The sequence below is a fragment of the Terrabacter aerolatus genome (genome assembly GCF_007991735.1).
Lineage (GTDB): Bacteria > Actinomycetota > Actinomycetes > Actinomycetales > Dermatophilaceae > Terrabacter > Terrabacter aerolatus.
On the sequence record NZ_BJYX01000020.1, the window covers coordinates 38,387 to 55,335 of the forward strand.

The 16,949-nt window shown below is 71.5% G+C and carries 13 protein-coding genes; 4 read left to right on the forward strand and 9 right to left on the reverse strand.

All coding sequences use genetic code 11. The annotated features are described in order from the left end of the window. Positions 1-74: 74 nt before the first annotated feature. The 3 genes from TAE01_RS16210 to TAE01_RS16220 form a co-directional block, all read right to left on the reverse strand. A complete protein-coding gene (locus TAE01_RS16210; RefSeq protein WP_246111403.1) occupies positions 75-1,850 on the reverse strand; it encodes an ABC transporter substrate-binding protein in 1,776 nt (591 codons plus the stop codon). A 71-nt stretch (positions 1,851-1,921) separates the two neighbouring features. Then, positions 1,922-2,953 (reverse strand): ABC transporter permease, encoded by a 1,032-nt coding sequence (locus TAE01_RS16215; protein ID WP_246111404.1) that lies wholly within the window; start codon positions 2,951-2,953, stop codon positions 1,922-1,924. Between the two features lie 271 nt (positions 2,954-3,224). After that, complete coding sequence (locus TAE01_RS16220) at positions 3,225-4,625, reverse strand: replication-associated recombination protein A (protein WP_147067873.1); 1,401 nt, start codon at positions 4,623-4,625, stop codon at positions 3,225-3,227. A 20-nt stretch (positions 4,626-4,645) separates the two neighbouring features. On the opposite strand from TAE01_RS16220, the gene TAE01_RS16225 reads away from it, so the two are divergent. Together TAE01_RS16225 and TAE01_RS16230 are read left to right on the forward strand one after the other, a co-directional pair. Beyond that, entirely contained in the window at positions 4,646-6,841 is a 2,196-nt protein-coding gene (locus TAE01_RS16225; RefSeq protein WP_147067850.1) for an MMPL family transporter, read from the forward strand. Then, positions 6,838-7,602: a GNAT family N-acetyltransferase gene (locus TAE01_RS16230; protein ID WP_186815246.1), complete on the forward strand. Its 765-nt coding sequence runs from the start codon at positions 6,838-6,840 to the stop codon at positions 7,600-7,602. The genes TAE01_RS16225 and TAE01_RS16230 overlap by 4 nt, the downstream gene beginning before the upstream one ends. Before the next feature lie 19 nt (positions 7,603-7,621). Here the strand turns inward: TAE01_RS16230 and TAE01_RS16235 are convergent, their stop codons facing one another. From TAE01_RS16235 to aspS, 4 genes are all read right to left on the reverse strand, one after another. Continuing rightward, on the reverse strand, positions 7,622-8,056 hold the full coding sequence (locus TAE01_RS16235) for a VOC family protein (protein WP_147067852.1): 435 nt from the start codon (positions 8,054-8,056) through the stop codon (positions 7,622-7,624). A gap of 9 nt (positions 8,057-8,065) precedes the next feature. Next, positions 8,066-8,518 carry a helix-turn-helix domain-containing protein gene (locus TAE01_RS16240; protein WP_222594158.1) on the reverse strand — a complete coding sequence of 151 codons (453 nt, stop codon included), beginning with the start codon at positions 8,516-8,518 and terminating at the stop codon, positions 8,066-8,068. Between the two features lie 25 nt (positions 8,519-8,543). Beyond that, positions 8,544-10,253, reverse strand: coding sequence for a peptide-N4-asparagine amidase (locus tag TAE01_RS16245; RefSeq protein WP_147067853.1), 1,710 nt, complete (start codon positions 10,251-10,253; stop codon positions 8,544-8,546). Positions 10,254-10,458: 205 nt separating this feature from the next. After that, entirely contained in the window at positions 10,459-12,288 is a 1,830-nt protein-coding gene (gene aspS, locus TAE01_RS16250) for an aspartate--tRNA ligase (RefSeq protein ID WP_147067854.1), read from the reverse strand. A gap of 128 nt (positions 12,289-12,416) precedes the next feature. Between aspS and TAE01_RS16255 the strand changes: the two genes are divergently transcribed. Next, a complete protein-coding gene (locus TAE01_RS16255; RefSeq protein WP_147067855.1) occupies positions 12,417-13,505 on the forward strand; it encodes an acyltransferase family protein in 1,089 nt (362 codons plus the stop codon). Between the two features lie 92 nt (positions 13,506-13,597). On the opposite strand, the gene TAE01_RS16260 is transcribed toward TAE01_RS16255, so the two are convergent. Next, complete coding sequence (locus tag TAE01_RS16260; RefSeq protein WP_147067856.1) at positions 13,598-15,136, reverse strand: MFS transporter; 1,539 nt, start codon at positions 15,134-15,136, stop codon at positions 13,598-13,600. A 113-nt stretch (positions 15,137-15,249) separates the two neighbouring features. On the opposite strand from TAE01_RS16260, the gene TAE01_RS16265 reads away from it, so the two are divergent. Then, positions 15,250-15,990, forward strand: a complete 741-nt coding sequence (locus tag TAE01_RS16265) for a TetR/AcrR family transcriptional regulator (RefSeq protein WP_147067857.1) — start codon at positions 15,250-15,252, stop codon at positions 15,988-15,990. A gap of 22 nt (positions 15,991-16,012) precedes the next feature. On the opposite strand, the gene TAE01_RS16270 is transcribed toward TAE01_RS16265, so the two are convergent. After that, a complete protein-coding gene (locus TAE01_RS16270) occupies positions 16,013-16,936 on the reverse strand; it encodes a LysR family transcriptional regulator (protein ID WP_246111405.1) in 924 nt (307 codons plus the stop codon). Positions 16,937-16,949 lie beyond the last annotated feature (13 nt).

Sequence of the window (16,949 nt, forward strand, 5' to 3'; positions counted from 1 at the left end):
CGGGAGTGCCCGGACCCCCACCACGGCGGTCAGTTCAGATCCTGCGTCCCCGTGGGGACGCTGTCACTGCCGACTCAGGAGTTGAGCCACACGTCCGTGAGGTCGGGCATGCCCTTGTTCGGGTTGTTGTGGACGTTCATGACCTTCGTGCCGAAGACCGCGTTGCCCTTGTCGTTGTTGTCCGGGATGGCCAGGAGGTAGTTCTCCGTCAGCCACTTGTCCATCTTGCCCCACTCCGGACCCTGCTCCGTGATCGAGAGCTGCTGGATGCGCTTGATCTCGGCGTCGATCTTGGCGTCGGAGAAGTTGCCGAAGGTCGTGCCACCCTGCGAGAGGGCGATGGTGCCGAAGGTGGGCGGGATGATGGAGTCGGCGGAGGGCCAGTCGAAGCACCAGCCGCGCGGCGACTGGAGCATGTTGTACTTGCCCTTCGGGTCACCGACGAGCTTGCGACGCTCGGCCGCCGGCGCACCGATGTCCTGGACCTTGAAGCCCGCGGCCTCGAGCTTCTGCTTGCGGACCTGGTTGACCTTCTGCGCGATGTCGTCGTCGTTCGTGTAGTAGTACACGAGCTCGAAGGGCTTGTCGGGGCCGTAGCCGGCCGCGGCGAGCATCTTCTTGGCCTCGTCGGGGTTGCCGTCGCCCTGGCCGTTCATCTTGAAGCCGGGAGCCGCCTCGGCCACGTAGTCGAGGTGACCGGCGATCTGCGGCGGGATGATCGTGCTGGCGGGCGAGAACGAGTGCGTCGTCTCACCGCCGGCCTTGTGGATCGAGTCGAAGGGCCACGCCACGGCGATGGCCTTGCGGACCGGCAGCGGGATCTTGCGGGCGTCCAGGTTGACCATGAGCACGCACGAGGAGGGGCCCTCCTCGAACTGGGCCTTCTTGTCGCCCTCGATCTGGGGGATGAGCGAGGAGTCGATCGGGTCCCAGTTGAGGCTCGTCGCGTCGTCGCCGTTCGAGGCGAGGATGGCGGTCTGCGTCTTGATGGTGTCGACGCCCCACTTGAAGTGGAAGCCGTCGGGGTAGTTGTGGCGCGCCGGGTCGGTGGCCGGGTCCCAGTTGGGGTTGCGCTTGAGGACCAGCTCGGTGCCGGGGGTGTACTTGTCGAACATGTACGGGCCGGTGGCGAGCGGGTGCAGCTGGTAGTCGGCCTTCTTGTCCTTCGCCTCGGGAATCGGCGTGAACTGGTTGAAGGAGACGAAGTAGGGCAGCGTCTCGAAGCGCTTCTCGAGGTGGAAGACGACGGTCTTGTCGTCGGTGGCCTCGACACCCTTCCAGTTCTTGTCACCCTTGTAGGGGCCCTGGTAGGTGGCGCCACCCTTGAAGAACTCGCGCTGGTACGTCGGACCGTTGGCGGCGAGGTCGGGGTCGAACGAGCGCTTGGCCGCGAAGACGATGTCCTGGGCCTTGACCGGGGTGCCGTCCTCGTACTTGAGGCCGTCCTTGAGCGTGAACGTCCACGTCAGGCCGTCCTCGGACTGCTTGCCGAGGTCGGTGGCGAGGTCCGGGACGAGCACCTGCTTGCCGTTGCGCGAGACGTAGGTCGTCAGGGCGCGGTTCGTCAGCGAGAAGATGACGGCCGTGTCCTGGTAGAACTGGTCGCTCGGGTCCATGTTGGCCGGCGTCGAGGCGTAGGGCACCGTCAGGATGCCGCCCTTCTTCGCACCGGGGATCTCCGGGGCCGGGCCCTTGGCGTTCGGGTCGAGGGCGGCGCCCGCCTGGTCGACCTTGCCGCCGGTGCCGTTGGTGCCACCAGCGGTGCCGTTGTTGGCGGACGGGGCGCCGCAGGCCGCGACGAAGCCGAGGGAAGCCGCGGCTCCCACGGTCAGGACTTTGGTCCAGCGCATTGTTGTTTGCTCCCTTTTGCTTGTCCCGGCGTTTTGCCGGGAACATCTGGTGGGCCGAGACCCGGGTGGGGTCAGCGGCGGCTGGTGGGGTCGAAGGCGTCGCGGATCGAGTCGCCGAGCAGGCTCAGGGCGAGGACGAGCAGCGAGAGGCCGATGACCGAGGGCCAGAGCCACAGGGGGTACGTGGCGAAGAGGTTCTGGGCGTCGGCGATCGTGCGGCCCCACGAGGCGGTGGGCTCGACGAGACCGGCACCGAGGTAGCTCAGCGTCGCCTCGTAGGTGATGTACGCGGGGACGGCGATCGAGGCCGAGACGATGATCGGGCCGACGAGGTTGGGCAGGATCTCCCGGAAGAGGATCGAGCGCGTCGGGACACCGATGGCGCGGGCGGCCTGGACGAACTCCCGCTCGCGCAGGCTCTTGACCTCGCCTCGCACGAGGCGGGCCAGGCCCATCCAGCCGAAGACGACGAGGATGACGATGAGCACCCAGAAGCGGATCGTCGAGGTCTCCTCGGCCGAGAGGTCACCGCCGGCAGCGAGGCGCTTCTGCATGATCGGGATGATCGCCAGCACGAGCAGCAGGATCGGCAGCGACAGGAAGAAGTCGATGATCCAGGAGATGATCTTGTCGGCGACGCCCCCGAGGTAGCCGGCGACGAGTCCGAGCGTCACGCCGATGACCGTCGACGCGAAGGCCGCGACGAAGCCGATGATGAGCGACGGGCGGGCGCCGTAGGCCCAGCGGGCGAAGAGGTCGCGGCCGAGTCGCGGCTCGACGCCGAGCCAGTGCGCCGAGCTGGCACCGACCGTCGGCAGGCCGTTGAAGTCGACGAGCTCGGTGTGCACCGTGCCGACGTCGGCCTTGACCTTGGTGATCGGGTCGACGGCCTCGAGCGAGACCAGCAGCGGCGCGAAGATCGCGACGACGATGAAGAACAGGATGATGACGGCGCAGATGATCGCGACCTTGTCCCGCTTGAGCCGGGCCCAGGCGACCTGTCCGGGAGACCGCCCCGTGCGGACGTCCTGGTGCTCGGGGGCCGACGTCGGAGACTTCTCCTCGGATACCTCGGTCAGCGTTGTTGCTGAGGGCTCCGGCATGGCGTTCAACGCGTTGGCTCCATCCTTGTGGGATCACATCCAGCCCGGGGTCTTCGTCACCCGAACCGCCCTCGAGGGCACATCAGATCTTCCGGATGCAACCCCCGCCGGGACGTCGTGAGCCTGCCACAGCTTTTTGCGCCGTCCAAGCATCGAGACGTGCATGGATGACAAATCGTTACCGACCGACACGTCCCGCGACATAATGTGCGCCCACGCGTCACAGGCCCGAAACAATCCCCGACGGGAGGCCCTCCCGGGCGTGACGGTGTCAGTCCCGGCGGGTGCGTCCGAGGCGTCCGGAGAGCCATTCCCAGCGGGTCCGGAGCCGCTCCTCGAAGCCGCGGTCGGTGGGTCGGTAGTAGCTCACCTGGTCGTGCAGGTCGTCGGGGAGGTACTGCTGGGCCGCCACCGCGTCGGGCTCGTCGTGGGCGTAGACGTAGCCCTTGCCGTGGCCGAGCCGCTCGGCACCGGCGTAGCCGCTGCCGCGCAGGTGGGCGGGCACGATCCCGCCGCGCCCCGCACGCACGTCGGCGATCGCCTCGTTGATGCCGAGGTAGGCCGCGTTCGACTTCGGCGCCATGGCGTTGTGCACGACCGCCTGCGCCAGGATGATCCGCGCCTCCGGCATGCCGATCTGGGCCACCGCGTGCATCGCCGCCACGGCGGTCTGCAGGGCCGTGGGGTCGCCCATGCCCACGTCCTCGCTCGCGGAGATGACGATGCGCCGGGCGATGAACCGGGGGTCCTCCCCCGCCTCGAGCATCCGGGCGAGGTAGTGCAGGGCGGCGTCGACGTCGCTGCCGCGCATCGACTTGATGAGCGCGCTCGCGACGTCGTAGTGCTGGTCGCCGGCGCGGTCGTAGCGGACGGCCGCCTGGGCCACGGCCTGCTCGACGTGGGCGAGCGTGATCTCGACGGGGTCGTCGGACAGGCGTCCGGCCGGCTGCGCGTCGAGGGCGACGCCGGCCGCCGCCTCGAGCGAGGTCAGGGCGCGGCGCGCGTCGCCGCCGGCGATCCGCACGAGGTGGTCGGTGGCCTCGTCGGCCAGGGTGTGCTCCCCGTCAAAGCCCCGCTCGTCGGTCAGGGCGGCCCGGAGCAGCTCGGCGATCTCCTCGTCCGAGAGCGACTCGAGCGTCACGAGCACGGAGCGCGAGAGCAGCGGCGAGATGATGCTGAAGGACGGGTTCTCGGTCGTGGCCGCGACGAGGATGACGGTGCGGTTCTCGACGCCGGGGAGCAGGGCGTCCTGCTGGGCCTTGGTGAACCGGTGGATCTCGTCGAGGAAGAGGACGGTCTGGCGCGCGTAGAGGTCCCGCTCGCGCACGGCGGCCTCCATGACCGAGCGCACGTCCTTGACCCCGGCCGTGACCGCGGAGAGCTCGACGAAACGCCGCTCGGCCGCCGTGGCGACGAGGTGCGCGAGCGTCGTCTTGCCCGTGCCCGGAGGTCCCCAGAGGATCGCGGACAGCGGTCCGGCCGCGCCGCCGGATCCCTCGATGAGTCGCCGCAGGGGGCTCCCGGGGCGCAGCACCTTGGCCTGCCCCCGGACCTCGTCGAGCGACCGGGGGCGCATCCGCACGGCGAGCGGCGCGACCCCGGCCGAGGCCGGCTGCTCACCGCGGTCGGCGGCGGAGGCCGCACCGAAGAGGTCCCCCGGGCTGTCTGACATCACTGTGGAAGGCTATCCACGTGCAGAACCCCTCACCCGCGGGCCCGGCGCCGCGCACCCGGCTGGCCCGCCTCGGAGCACTCATCGCGCGTCACCCGCGCACCTGGGTGGCGGCCGGGGCCGTCATCGCCGTCGCGTGCTTCGCCGTCGCAGTCGGTGGGGTCACCGGGGAGTCGCTGTTCGACCGCCTGCACTCGGGCGCCCCGACCGTGGCGTCGGAGGCCTCTCGCGCGCAGGACGTCATCGCCCAGAGCGAGCCCGCGCTCGAGACCTTGACGATGCAGGTGACCGGCGCCGACCTCACCGACGCGGCCACGGTCCGCGACGGGGCGTCCGCCACCCAGGAGGTCGCCAAGGTCCCGGGCGTCAAGAGCGTCCGGTCGCCCCTGCTCGCGCCGAAAGGCCTCGCCGACCCGTCCGTCGCGCCGCTGCTCAAGGGCGGGACGCCGGCCGCGGGCGGCTTCGTCACGGTCGTCGACTTCGTGCCCGGCGCCGACAAGGCAGCGCAGGCGAGTGCCGAGGCGCAGGCCGAGACCCGGCTGCTCGCCGTGGCATCGGCCATGCACGCGCAGGGGTCGGTGGGCAGCACGAGCAAGGTCATCAAGGCCATCACGACCACGGTCGAGCACGACCTGCTCCGCGGTGAGGGGATCGCCCTGCCACTGACCTTCCTCGTCATGTCCTTCGTCTTCGGCGGCTTCGTCGCCGCCGGGATGCCGATCGTCGGCGCCGTCGTGTCGATCGGCGGAGCCCTCCTCTCGCTCTTCGGCTTCTCCCATGCCGTCGAGCTCGACGCCACCGTCGTCAACATCGTGACCCTGCTCGGCCTCGGGTTGTCGATCGACTACGGCCTGCTGACCGTGAGCCGCTTCCGCGAGGAGCTCGCCCACCGTGGGCACGACGTCCCGACCAGGGAGGAGGTCGCGCGTGCCACCGAGCGCACGGTGGCCACGGCGGGACGCACCGTACTCTTCTCGGGTCTCACCGTCGCCATCGCCCTCGCCGGCCTGCTCGTCTTCGAGGCGTCGATCATGCGGGCCATCGGCGTGGCCGGCGTCAGCGTCGTCCTCGTCGCCATGGTCGTGGCCATCACGCTCGTCCCCGCCCTGTGCGTGGTCGGCGCAAAACGCTTGTCGCGCAAGGCCGTCGAGCAGGCATCGGATGTCGGCGTCTTCTCCCGGCTCGCTGTCGGGGTGCAGCGCCGGCCGGTGCTCGTCATCGTCGGGGTCGTCGTCGTCCTCGTGACCCTGGCGCTGCCCACGCTGTCGATGAAGCTCACGTCGTCCGGCACCGAGCTGCTGCCCAAGGACGCGCCGCAGCGCGTCTTCTTCGAGCAGCTCGACCGTGACTACCCCGCGCTCTCCGCGCCCGAGGTGACCGTCGTCGCCGCCTCGTCCGACACCGCCGCCGTCACCGCCTGGGCCGGGCAGTTCCGCTCCCGTCCCGGTGTCGAGGGGCTGGCGGTGCAGCCGCTCGGGACCGAGCACCAACGCGTCAACATCCGCGTCGCCGGTCGGCCGACGTCGGACGACGCCCAGGACCTCGTGACGACGATCCGCGCGACGCCCGCGCCCTTCGAGACCCTCACGACCGGCCAGGCCGCGGGCCAGATCGACTTCCTCGACTCCATGGCTGCCCGGGCCCCGTATGCCGTCGCGCTCGTCGTGCTCGGCACCTTCGTCCTGCTCTTCCTCATGACCGGCTCCGTCGTCGTCCCGGTCAAGGCGCTCCTGCTCAACGTCATCTCGCTCGGCGCCGCCCTGGGGGTCGTCGTGTGGATCTTCCAGGAGGGCCACCTCGAGGGGCTGCTCGGCTTCACCTCGGTGGGCGCCGTCGAGTCGATGGTGCCCTTCCTCGTCCTGGCCTTCGGTTTCGGACTGTCGATGGACTACGAGGTCTTCCTGCTCTCGCGGATCGTCGAGTTCCACCGGCACGGTGCCGAGAACGACCGTGCGGTCTCCCTGGGTCTCCAGCGGACCGGGCGGATCATCACGTCCGCGGCGTTGCTCATCGTCATCGTCTTCGGGGGCTTCGTCGCCGGTGACATCCTCATCATCAAGCAGATGGGCGTGGCCCTCGTCGCTGCCGTCGTCATCGACTCGACCCTCGTCCGGATGCTCCTCGTGCCCGCGACGATGACGCTCCTCGGTCGGCTCAACTGGTGGGCGCCTGCGCCGCTGCGTCGCCTCCACGACCGCTTCGGGATCGTGGAGTGACGGCCGTCCTGACCGGGCACGGCCTGGACGGGCTGCTGGGCGCCGCCGACGCACACCCCTTCGTCCGGTGGGAGGTCACGGACGAGCTCGCCTCGACGTGGTGGCGCTCCACGGGGGCCGTCGCCTTCCAGCGCACGCGCAAGGCCGTCCGCCGCACCGTCAACGTTCTCGGTGACGACGACGGCGTCACGGCGCTCATCGACCACCTGCCGGCCATCGCGGCGACCGTCTCGCCCGAGCGGCGCGTCGTCTCCGTCAGCGTCCCCCAGCACCTCGAGCCGCGGCTCCGGGACCGCTACCGGCTGCTCGACGGGGGCGACTGGGAGTGGTTCCACACCACCACCGCCCCCGACGAGCACGCCTCGCACGAACGGGTGGTCCCCCTCGACGACGTGACCCGGGCGCCCGAGGTGCGCGCCTTCCTCGAGGCGCACTCCCCCACCGCGGACACCGAGCCCGGGCAGGGCGAGCGCTGGTTCGCCGTCGAGGAGCCCGACGGCTCCCTGTGCGCGGTCGCCGCGTGGGGTACGACTCGAGCCGGGGCACCGCACCTGTCGTCGGTGGCCGTCGACACCCGCCGGCGCGGCCAGGGGCTGGGGCGCACCATCGTCGGTGCCGTGACGCGACGGGCCGTGCTCGAGGCCGGGGTCTGCACCCTCGGGATGTACTCCCACAACACGGTCGCCCGCGGGCTCTACCTGTCGCTCGGCTACGACCGCCGCTGCGCGTGGTCGAGCCGGCCGGTCGTCATCGACCGCTGAGCACGGGACCGACGACGTCTCAGGCGAAGTCGGCGGCCACGACCTTCCGGTCGGCCTCCTGGACGAGGACCACCCAGTTGCCCGAGTTGTCGCGGCAGACGGCCTCGGTGCCGTAGGGCCGGGCGGACGGTGGCTGGAGGAACTCGACACCCTTGGCCGTCAGCTCGGCATACGTCTTCTCGCAGTCGTCGACCGACATGCCGAGCCCGTTGAGGCCGCCCGAGTCGAGGGCCCGCCTCATCGCCGTGACGAGCTCGTCCGGGAAGGGAGGACCGGGGATGGCGAGGCTGACCTGGAGCTCGGGCTGGTTGGGGTGCACGACGGTGCACCAGCGGTAGCCGTCGCCGAGGGTGATGTCGTCCTTCTCCTCGAACCCGAGGACGTCGACGTAGAAGCGCTTGGACTCGTCGATGTCCTTCACGAAGACACTGACGATGGAGATGTTGGTGATCATGCAGCCACGTTAGGACGCGCCGCCCCCGTCCTGCTTCTCCTGCGTTGCGCATCGCTCGGCCAGACCCCACATGAAGATGACGCACCCGGGGATGTGCGGACCGCCCGAACCGGCATACCTCGCCTGGAAGCTGCTCGGTGTCTCCCCGACGACCTCGCGGAAGCGGCTGCTGAACGACCCGAGGCTCGTGAAACCCACGGCGTGGCAGACCTCGGTGATCGTGAGGTTGGACGCGCGCAACAGGTCCTGGGCCCGCTCGATCCGGCGCTTCGAGACGTACTCGAGCGGGGTGACGCCGTAGGTCGAGCGGAAGAGCCGGAGGAAGTGGTACTTCGAGAGGCTCGCCTCGGCCGCCAGCGCGTCGAGGTCGAGCGGCTGGGCGTAGTGGCGGTCGGCGTGGTCCCGGGCACGCCGCAGGTGGACGAGGACGTCGTCGGGCGCGCGTCGTTCCACGGTGGTCACCCGGCCATTGTCGTCCCCGGGACCGTCAACCGGCCGCGTCGGTGACGAAGATGCCGTTGACGGCCCGGAGCCGGTGCTCCCAGGACGTCGCGGGCCGTCCGAGGACGTGCTCGGTGACGGTGGCCCGGGCACTCGTGTCGGCCGTCGCGTGCCTCTCGTCGCGCGGCACCCCGTAGATCCAGGCAGCTCGTCCGTCGTAGGACGAGGTCTCGGTACGGCTCGACAGCGCCGCCCCGCCGCGCGAGGTCGACGTCGCACGCTCCCAAGAGATCGCGAGGGCTCCGGCCACGTCGTAGGCGCCCGCGACATCGGTGCGCGGGTGGAAGCCCAGGACGCCGTCCTTGTCCCAGCGGTGCTCCGTCCGCTCGACGGTCGGGGTCCCCTCGGCGTGCCCCGTCGCCACCACCTGGGTGTCGGTCCACGACGCCTTGAGGGTGTCGTCCGCCTCGCCGTCGGTCCAGGAGTGCGTCGAGGTGTTGCCGAGGGTCCGGGTGACGGTGGTCGTGACGGGTCCTCGCGACGTGGAGAGCCTTGCGCTGACCCGGAGCTCCCGGGTGGCCCCGAGGTCGACGTGCCCTGCTCGGTCGCCGGTGCCGGCGACCGAGCTCGTGATCTCGGGCTGGGGTGCGTATGCCGTCCCCATCGTCCCCGACACCACGCTGCGACCCGCGTCGCGCCAGACGCGGAAGCGGGGCGCGAGCGTCCACCCGCCCTGCCCCGCCGGCAGGCCCACGACCGACAGGCGGACGTCATGCGGCCTGCCGTCGTCGAGGCGGGCGAGGAACGGCGTCAGGTCGTAGCCGAGCGGCGGGATGTCGAAGGCCTTCGGTGAGGGGATGGCGTACCAGAGGAAGGGGTTGCTCCAGCCGCCGGTGTAGACGACCGGGTAGGGCGCCGCGATCCCGGCGAGCCGGCCGTCGATGCGGACGTCGACCTCGCGGTAGGGCAGACCGTCAGGACACGAGTAGCCCTTGCTCGCAGGGGCGCTCGTGTCCCAGAACTCCTCGCAGCCACCGCCTGACCCGGTCGCGAAGACGTCGGCGAGCAACCGCGTCGAGTTGCGGGGCACGGTCAGCGACCCGACGAGGTCGGTGCCGTCGCGCGCGATGTCGGCGAGGGGCAGGACGCTGTCTGCGGTGTGCGCGGCCGGGGCGCCCGGTCCGGTCGCGTAGAAGTCGAGGTCGACCGTCACGTGGATGACACCGGTGTAGGTGGAGTCGACGACGTTGCCGATGAAGGCCTGCACCTGCTGCGGCCGTCCGAGCAGCGGCGCGAGGTCGGTCACGTCCTTCTCGACGTGCCAGCGGATCCCGGCACCGCTGGGCTCGGGGGTCGAGAGCGTCAGCATGCGCACTCCCCCGACGTCGACGTGGCCGATGCGGTCGAACTGCCGGCCGGCCACCGAGCCGTCGAGCCGCATGACGACCTTGGACCACGGACCGACGCAGCCCACCGGTGGCGTGTAGGCCCGGGCGTGCACGTCGAAGTCGGCGAAGGCGTCCTCCACGACCCGGACCGTGCAGTGGCGGGTGGGCGGCACCGAGACGGGCGGCTCCGGGGTGCGGGGGTCGTCCCAGACGCTGCCGAACTCCGCCGGCGGCGTGGCCGCAGGACCCAGGGAGGGCACGGCGGCGGTGGAGGTGGAGGGCAGGGCCGCAGCGGCGCTCGCACCGGTCAGGGCGAGGAGGGCACCGAGGACCGCCGAGGTGACCGGGCGGAGGCGGGGTTTGCGCATGGCCCGACGCTAGGACGGCCCCGGTCAAGGCGGGGCAAAGCGATCGGCTTGGGACGGCATACGCGGTCCATGGCGGCACACCTGCCCGCGGAGGGCCGGCACGGCCGGCACGGCCGGGACGGACCGCGCGGCCCCTGGTGACGACGGACGATGGAGGGGTGTCGTCACCGAGGTGACGACACCCCTCCATCGGGAGCGCGGGAGGTCAGCTCTGCGCGGGGCTGATCTCGGGAGCGCCCTGGGGGGCGGGGGCGGCCGGGGCGGGCTTCGCGTCGACACCCGCCTCCTTGCGCTGCTCGGGCGTGATCGGTGCCGGGGCGGCGGTCAGCGGGTCGTAGCCGCCGCCGGACTTCGGGAACGCGATGACGTCGCGGATCGAGTCGGTGTGCGCGAGCAGCGAGACGATGCGGTCCCAGCCGAGGGCGATGCCGCCGTGCGGCGGGGCCCCGAAGGCGAAGGCCTCGAGCAGGAAGCCGAACTTCTCCTGCGCGTCCTCCTCGGACAGGCCCATGACCTTGAAGACGCGCTCTTGGACGTCGCGCTGGTGGATACGGATCGAGCCGCCGCCGATCTCGTTGCCGTTGCAGACGATGTCGTAGGCGTAGGCGAGCGCCGGGCCCGGGTCGGTGTCGAACGTGTCGAGGAACTCCGGCTTGGGCGAGGTGAAGGCGTGGTGCACGGCGGTCCACGCCCCGGCCCCGACGGCGACGTCGCCCGAGGCGACCGCGTCGGCGGCCGGCTCGAAGAGCGGGGCGTCGACGACCCAGAGGAAGCTCCACGCGTTCTCGTCGATGAGGCCGCAGCGACGACCGATCTCGAGGCGGGCGGCCCCGAGCAGGGCGCGCGAGGCCTTGGCGGCACCGGCGGCGAAGAAGATGCAGTCGCCGGGCCGGGCGCCGACGTGCGCCGCGAGTCCGGCGCGCTCCGCGTCGGTGAGGTTCTTGGCCACGGGTCCGCCGAGCTCACCGTCCTCCTGGACGAGGACGTAGGCCAGGCCCCGGGCACCGCGCTGCTTGGCCCACTCCTGCCAGGCGTCGAGCTGCTTGCGCGGCTGGCCGGCCCCGCCCGGCATGACGACGGCGCCGACGTAGTCGGACTGGAAGACCCGGAACGTCGTGTCGGTGAAGTACTCCGTGCAGTCGACGAGCTCGTTGCCGAACCGCAGGTCGGGCTTGTCCGACCCGTAGCGGGCCATGGCCTCGTGGTACGTCATCCGCTGGAAGGGCGCGTCGAGCTCGACGCCGATGAGGCGCCACAGCGCCGCGATGATGGACTCGCCGAGCTCGATGATGTCGTCCTGGTCGACGAAGCTCATCTCGATGTCGAGCTGGGTGAACTCCGGCTGGCGGTCGGCGCGGAAGTCCTCGTCGCGGTAGCAGCGGGCGATCTGGTAGTAGCGCTCCATGCCCGCGACCATGAGCAGCTGCTTGAACAGCTGCGGGCTCTGCGGGAGGGCGTACCACGAGCCGGGCGCCAGGCGGGCCGGCACGAGGAAGTCGCGCGCGCCCTCGGGCGTCGACCGCGTCAGCGTCGGGGTCTCGATCTCGACGAAGTCGCGGGCTCCCAGGACGGCGCGGGCGGCAGCGTTGACCTTGGAGCGCAGGCGGATCGCCGCACCGGCCGAGCTGGCCCCCGGCCGGCGCAGGTCGAGGTAGCGGTGCTTCAGGCGTGCCTCCTCGCCGACCGTGACGCGCTCGTCGATCTGGAAGGGCAGCGGCGCGGCGGGGTTGAGCACCTCGAGGTCGCTGACGATGACCTCGATCTCGCCGGTGGGCAGGTCGGGGTTGGCGTTGCCCTCGGGGCGCTCGCGCACCTCTCCGGTGACCTTGACGCAGAACTCGTTGCGCACGTCGTGGGCGCCGCCCTGGGCGAGCACCTCGTCACGCGCGACGACCTGGGCCACGCCCGAGGCGTCGCGCAGGTCGAGGAACGCGACCCCGCCGTGGTCTCGACGCCGCGCCACCCAACCGGTGAGGGTGACGGTCTGGCCTGCGTGGTCGGCACGGAGAGTGCCGGCCTCGTGAGTGCGGAGCACGGAGGGTCCTTCCGGGACGGGAGTCGGGCGGCGGCGGGGCCGCCCGGGGGTGAACCGGCACCCCGGCTGCGGGTCGGCCGCGGGCACCGAGGACCAATCCTAGACCGCCTGCACCTAGGCTCTTCGCCGTGCAGCACTCCCGCAACCGCGACCTCGACGGCGTCCGAGGACTCGCGATCCTCCTCGTCGTCGCCGCGCACTCGGGCCTGCCGGTGCGCTGGGGTGGCCTGTCGGGCGTCACGCTCTTCTTCGTGCTGTCCGGCTACCTCATCACCAGCCTGCTCCTGCGCGAGTGGGGACGGTGGGGGTCGATCAGCCTCTGGCGCTTCTGGGGGCGACGTGCCCTGCGCCTGCTGCCCGCGCTCCTGCTCCTGCTCGCGCTCGCCCCGGTGCTGCTGTGGGCCACCGGCGACGACCGGTTGTCGACCTACCCCACCGCCGCCCTCGCCTCGCTGTTCTACGTCGGGAACTGGGTGCGCATCTCCGGGACCGACCTCGGCGTGCTCAACCACCTGTGGTCCCTCTCCGTCGAGGAGCAGTTCTACGTCGTGTGGCCCGCCCTGTTCATCGGCCTCATGACGTGGTGGCGCAGCCGCGCCGTCGCCGTCGTGCTCAGCCTCGCCGCGCTCGCGACCTTCTACTCGGTGTGGACGGTCGGGGCCGCGGTCCGGCTCGACATCTCGACGGAGACCAACGCGTTCGCCCTGCTCCTCGGGGTGGCCCTGGCCTTCGCCCTGGCCGAGGTGCGCGCCCGCGGGTGGGAGCTGCCGTCGGCCAACCCGCTCGTGCCGTTCGTCGTCATGGTCGCGGTGTCGTCGTTCCCCAGCCACGGACTCGCCGTCGACCACCCGCTCTTCCGCCCCCTCGGGGCCGTCTACGCCGTGCTCGGGGTGTGGCTCGTGTATGCCGCCGTGTCGGGTCACTCGAGGGTCGTCGGCTCGCGCGTCATGGTCTTCTTCGGCACCGTCAGCTACGCGCTCTACCTGTGGCACCAGACCTTCATCAACAGCCTGCTGCTCGGCGAGCACTCCACTCCGCGCAACCTGCTGCTCATCGCGGCCGCCGTCCTCCTGTCGTGGCTCTCGTGGGTCCTCGTCGAACGACCGCTGGGTCGTCTGCGCGGCCGGCTCCGGCTCGACCAGCCCTCCCGCCGACAGCAGGAGTTCGCCGACCGGCAGGCCGCAGCACCGCGTCCGCGGGCCGCGCCCACGGCGTAGACCCCGGGGCGCGGCCCCGGGTTGACCCGTGCGAACGCGACCGGTGCAGGACGCGACCGTGCGGGTGCGCCGGTCCCGGGGGCGCGAGCGGCCTAGGCGGTCCGGCCCGTGGTGACGGCGACCGGGGGGCCTTCCTGCGCCTCGTGCTCCGCGTGCGCCTCGTGCTCCGCGTGCTCCGCGTGCTCCGCGTGCTCCTCGATGCTGCGGGAGTCGGTGAGGGTCTGCGCACCCCACGTGACCAGGGCGCCGACGACGAGGGCCAGCACGGCATACGTCACCTGTTCGCCGCGGACGAAGGACGCGACGAGGGCGGGGCCCCACGTCCCGGCGGGCAGCGCCGTCGTCACGAGGAGGGCCACGAGGGTGCCGACGACGGCGGTGCCGACGCTCGAGCCGACCTCTTGGGCCGTGTCGTTGAGGGCGGCGCCGACGGAGGTCCTGTTCGCGGGCATCGCCTCGACGAGGGCCACGGCGCAGATCGTCATCACGGTCCGCAGGCCGACGGTCATGACGACCATCGCGGCCGCGATGGCCGGGTAGCCACGGCCGACCCCCCAGGCCAGACCGACGAGCGAGACGGTGAGCAGCGCGGCTCCGACCAGGCACGCGACCCGGTGACCGTGACGTCGGGCCAGCCACTCGGAGAGTGGCGTCGCGAGGAGCATCGTCACGATGAGCGGGAGGTTGGCGAGGCCGGCTCGCACGGGGCTCCAGCCCCACGCGTACTGGAAGTGCAGGATGAGGCCGAACATGACGCCGGCCATCGCGATCGAGGTGCCGGCCTGCGCGACGGTCGCACCACGCACGGTCCCGTTGGAGAACAGGGTGAGGTCGAGCATCGGCGAGGCGGTGCGCCTCTCGTGGCGGACGAAGGCGACGAGCGCGAGCCCGGCACCGACGACCGCAGTGACGGTCGCTGCCGACACCCACCCGTGCTCGACCCCGCTGGTCAGGGCGTAGCAGCCGAGGCCCATGGTGGCGATGCTGAGCAGGGCGCCGGGCAGGTCGGGCCGATCGACGGTGAGGTCCTCGGGACGGTCGGCCGGCACCCCGAGCCGCACGCCGACCCACGCGAGCAGGGCGATGGGGGCGTTGACGAGGAGCAGCCACTCCCACCGCACGTGGGCGAGCGCGGTGCCGCCGAGCAGCGGTCCCAGGACGAAGCCCGACATCCCGACGACGATCATGACCGTCATCGCGCGCATCCGGAGGGCCTGGCCGTCGAAGAGGCGGAAGACGAGCGCGTTGGTGATCGGCGCCATGGCTGCGGCCGCCACCCCGAGGGCAGCGCGCAGGGTGATGAGCTCGCCCGTCGTCGTCACGGCCGCGACAGCGAGGCTGATGGCCCCGAAGCCCGCGAGCCCCCAGAGGAGCACGCGGCGCCGGCCGATCCGGTCCGCGGCCGAGCCGGCGGTGAGCAGCAGTCCCCCGAACGTCAGCGAGTAGGCGCCGGTGACCCACTGGAGGGCGGTGGTGCCGCTCCCGAGGTCGCGGCCGATCGTCGGCAGCGCGATTGTGAGGAGGGTGTTGTCGACCATCTCGACGAAGAAGGCGAGACAGAGCGCGAGCATCGGGAGCCACGCCGCGCGGAGCGACGGGTAGGTGTGGTTCGGCGTCGTGATCGTCGTCATGGACCGCCTCCTTCTTATCGAACAACGTTCGACACTCGAACGCTGTTCGATCTTATAGAACGATGTTCGATGTCCGCAACCACGCCGAGGAGCGGTGTGGTGGGATGGGGCGCATGAGCCCTCAGCGACAGCACGGCGCCCGGCCCTCACCCGAGGTCCGAGCCGTCCGCGAGCGCCCCGCAGCGGGCCGCCGACGGACCTCGCACTCGCTCGAAGCCGTCCTCACCGAGGCCGTCGCCCTGCTCGACACGAGCGGTGAGCACGCCCTGACGTTCCGCGCCCTCGCAGCCCGTCTCGGCGGGGGTGCGGCCAGCATCTACTGGTACGTCTCGAGCAAGGACGAGCTGCTCGACCGAGCAGCCGACCACGTCCTGGCCGACGTCCTCGTCGCCGTCGAGGGCGTCGGCGGGGGCGACCCCGTCGACGACCTCCGGACCATCGCGCTGGCACTCTTCGACGCGATCGTCGAGCGGCCCTGGCTCGGCGCCTACTTCATGCGCGACACCGGTGTGCAGCCCAACGGCCTGCGCCTCTACGAGCGGCTCGGACAGCAGGTGCTGCGGCTGGAGCTGGGTCCCCGGGAGAGCTTCCACGCGGTCTCGGCCATCGTCGGCTTCGTCGTCGGCACCGCCGCCGACATGGGCCAGCAGGCCCCCGAGGCAGTGCTCTCGGGCGAGGTCGACCGGGACGAGTACCTCGCCCGCTACGCCGCCCAGTGGCGAGCCCTGGACGCTGACGAGTTTCCCTTCATCCACCACGTCGTCGACGAGTTCGCGGGCCACGACGACGCCGAGCAGTTCCGGGCCGGCCTCGACCTCATTCTCGCCGGGCTGAGCCTCCAGGCCGGCCGCTGACCCGGCGCATCCGCGCCCCCGATCAGCTCACCGTGAAGGGCCGCAGGTCCTTGGAGGCTTCTGCCGCAAGGCATTCCACGGTGACCGCGAGCGCCGGGCTCGCCGTCATGGTGCGACGCCAGACGAGGCTCACGGTGCGCTCGGAGACCGGGTCGACGATGGGGACGGCGACGACCCCGGCGGGCAGCGGCCCGCGCCCGAGCCGGGGCACGAGGGCGATGGCCTCGCCCCGTGAGACCAGGGCGACGTGCGTGGCGAACTCGAGCGCGACGTGGCCGATCCGCGGGGCCCGGCCGACGTCGGCGTACATCTTCTGGAGCCACTGGTGGCAGATCGAGCCGGGGGCGACACTGGCCCACTCCTCCTCGAGCACGTCCGCGACGCCGACGCTGGACCGGGTGGCGAGCGGGTGGTCCTCGTGCACGAGGACGTCGGCCCGGTCCCGACCGAGGTCCCGCACCTCGAGGTGGTCGGGGATCGCGAGCGGCAAGGGCTCCCAGTTGTGCACGAGGGCGAGGTCGTGCGTGCCGGCCGCCACGGCGTCCACCGCGTCCCACGGGTCGATCTCGTCGGGCCGGAGGGTGACATCGGGAGCGAGAGCCCGGAGCCGGCCGATGGCGCCGACGACGATCCCACGGTATGCCGTGGCGAACGTCGCGAGCCGCACCGTGCCGACGGTCTCACCACTGGCACCGTGCAGGCGCGACTCGAGGCGTTCGATGTGGGCGAGCAGGTCGCGCGCCGACTCGGACAGCGAGCGACCGGCCTCGGTGAGCAGCACGCCCCGCCCCTGCCGCTCGAGCAGCTGGACCCCGGTCTGGGACTCGAGCCGCTTGATCTGCTGCGACACCGCACTCGGGGTGTAGTCGAGCGCGGCGGCGGCGGCCCCGACGGAGCCGTGGGCCTCGACAGCGACGAGGGAGCGCAGCGCGACGGGATCGATCATGCAGCGATGCTAC

What these genes read in the sequence shown, in the direction of transcription:
- TAE01_RS16210 (WP_246111403.1), bottom strand. Translation starts at nt 1,850, where the DNA reads ATGCGCTGGACCAAAGTCCTGACCGTGGGAGCCGCGGCTTCCCTCGGC.
- TAE01_RS16215 (WP_246111404.1), bottom strand. Translation starts at nt 2,953, where the DNA reads ATGCCGGAGCCCTCAGCAACAACGCTGACCGAGGTATCCGAGGAGAAG.
- TAE01_RS16220 (WP_147067873.1), bottom strand. Translation starts at nt 4,625, where the DNA reads ATGTCAGACAGCCCGGGGGACCTCTTCGGTGCGGCCTCCGCCGCCGAC.
- TAE01_RS16235 (WP_147067852.1), bottom strand. Translation starts at nt 8,056, where the DNA reads ATGATCACCAACATCTCCATCGTCAGTGTCTTCGTGAAGGACATCGAC.
- TAE01_RS16245 (WP_147067853.1), bottom strand. Translation starts at nt 10,253, where the DNA reads ATGCGCAAACCCCGCCTCCGCCCGGTCACCTCGGCGGTCCTCGGTGCC.
- TAE01_RS16260 (WP_147067856.1), bottom strand. Translation starts at nt 15,136, where the DNA reads ATGACGACGATCACGACGCCGAACCACACCTACCCGTCGCTCCGCGCG.
- TAE01_RS16265 (WP_147067857.1), top strand. Translation starts at nt 15,250, where the DNA reads ATGAGCCCTCAGCGACAGCACGGCGCCCGGCCCTCACCCGAGGTCCGA.
- TAE01_RS16270 (WP_246111405.1), bottom strand. Translation starts at nt 16,936, where the DNA reads ATGATCGATCCCGTCGCGCTGCGCTCCCTCGTCGCTGTCGAGGCCCAC.